The organism is Pseudoalteromonas sp. SWYJZ19 (genome assembly GCF_015864375.1).
Taxonomy (GTDB): Bacteria; Pseudomonadota; Gammaproteobacteria; order Enterobacterales; family Alteromonadaceae; genus Pseudoalteromonas; species Pseudoalteromonas arctica.
The window spans coordinates 1-2,166 of the sequence record NZ_JADYXI010000050.1 but is presented as its reverse complement, the minus strand read 5'-3'; the positions used below and the strand labels follow the sequence as shown (position 1 = coordinate 2,166).

1 protein-coding gene is annotated in these 2,166 nt (G+C 38.9%); it reads right to left on the bottom strand.

What is annotated here, in order from left to right; all coding sequences use genetic code 11:
* A partial coding sequence (locus I6F45_RS21155) for a protein rep (RefSeq protein ID WP_197162035.1) occupies nt 1-965 on the bottom strand: 965 nt, incomplete at its 3' end.
* Between the last annotated feature and the right edge of the window lie 1,201 nt (nt 966-2,166).

The window sequence follows — 2,166 nt, the reverse complement described above, 5'->3', positions numbered from 1 at the left end:
GAAAAACTTAGCTTTTGATAATGCTCTTTCATACGACCACCGAAAGCTATCAATCGTTTAAACTTGAGTATTTCTGAAAGCTCACCAACAACCTTAGGATCGGCAACATAACGGTCTTTAGATACCTTCTTAATGTAATCTGAGGGCTTTGTAGCATATTTTCCAACTTCAGCAGCTGCGGCTTCAATAGTAGAGCCTGAGCGCTTAGGGTTAGGTTTAACACGCCTAACATCAACCTGTGTGATGTAATCATTCTTCATGGCCATTTGCCAAAGCTCAAGCCAGCGGAATTGATTTATATAATTCTTACCTTTGAAATATTCGGCAGGAACGGCAAGTAAGACATGAAAATGTGGGTGGTAAGTGTTGGTCTTTTTGTTATGGGTAATCTCTAGGGCCTTGAACCAACCCCATATAGATTTTTTAAATTCAACCTTCCTAGATAGACTAGCCCAGGCTTTATTCATTTTCTTTATTTCATCGGGCAAATCATCAGCGGTGACATTCGGAACGGTAAGCGTTAAGAGTAAATATCGAGTGCTTTTATACTCTGACTGCAAAGATAAACAAACATCTTTAACTTGGTGAAATACAACTAATGACCGCCTTTTTTGGCAAGCAGGACACATTCTATCTTTGCAAAAATAAGCTTTAATAAGTCTCTTTTCCCCAGAGTTCGAAACTCCAAAAGCTAGAAGGGATCCACAATCTAAAATTCGTTCAGAACGAACCTCATTAGTGTAATTCATAGCATAAGAAACGGCAGTACTCTTAAGCTTAAAAGTGCGCCAGTCGGTGGTATCTTGTAAAATTTCACCTGAATCGTGGATTACAGGCAGGTCTTCATATATAATTTTCATTGTCTTCTCTTGTGACTTTACAGAGTTGAGAAGATGAGGTTTTTCGGTTTGCGCCTTGGTCGGTGGCAATCTGGAGAACCAACTGAAGGGGATGTGTTCGAGCACTCCCCTTTGTCCTTCCTAGAGCCTGAATTTTAAATGGCGTCTTTAAAAATAAAACCTCAAATTCGGTTTAACCTACCCTGTCGGGTAGAGTCATAAATTTAATGCAAAAACCCTTTAATAGCAATGCTTTGAAAGGTGTTTTATGTGTGCATTCTGTCTGCGCGTTGTTTCTATAGTATCAAGTAAAGGATTTTGCTCCGCAAAACAGACCAAAACACCCTTCAAAATAGTCAAATTTATGTGGGATTATCAGCAAGTAAAAATAGGTTACGATAATAATCATTATCAAAACCTATTTTTAGCTCTCCTAAAAGTTACTTAGTTAAAAAACAAATTTAACACTTGAACCAAAACTACAAACTTCGATAATTCAAGAGTTATACAAAACTCAAATTTATCCGCCATCTTTATTTTTAATTCGAACATACCAGTCCTCCTAATTAATATTTTAAAAAACCAGCATCAATATGCTGATCACCATTCCTATTTAGCGGTATAAAAAATTGCGGTTTAGCAAATTAGTATTTACAGCTTTTCTCTTTTAGTTTTTTTCAGGCACGACAACGCCTAAGCAATTAAGCCCATACAGTGCAATTTATCAGCCTTAACAAAGGCGCGTAGCGCCTAGTAGGGTAGAACTATTCTTCTATTAGGTAGGTTTATTTACTACAAGGTTTTAAGGGATTAAAACGCCACACTCCCTATAGGGGCGCTACCACCTATCACATAGGGGGCACTTAAGGAAATAACTACAGATAAGTGGAATTATCAGCAAAGAAAAGTTTATCGGGGGCGCATTGCTGCGCGGGGTTGGTTTTTCCAAGTGGGGTTGCTTTATGGCTTCGGCCAATTAACTACAGGTTTTTATATTACTTCTGAGTGTGGCCTTACGTAAGACAAGCCTTACAAAAAGCCCCGCACAGGCAGTGAGGGGCTCGGTGCTCGCCCTTCTCTCTGCCTGTTTTGCGGTGGCAATAAATAAGAATTTGTTTCAATTTGGGACTAGAGTCCACTATTAAAGTATGTGGACTCTGAGGCTGCTCGTTCTGGTGAGCGGGATTTGTTTTTACATGTATTCATGTAATCATGAAATATATTGTTTAAGACCAATGTTCCATTTGTACATCTGGAGAACCACTGCATCAACCTGATCACTTTCACCGGATACGTTGATAAGGTCTACATTCTCAGAATCCACATC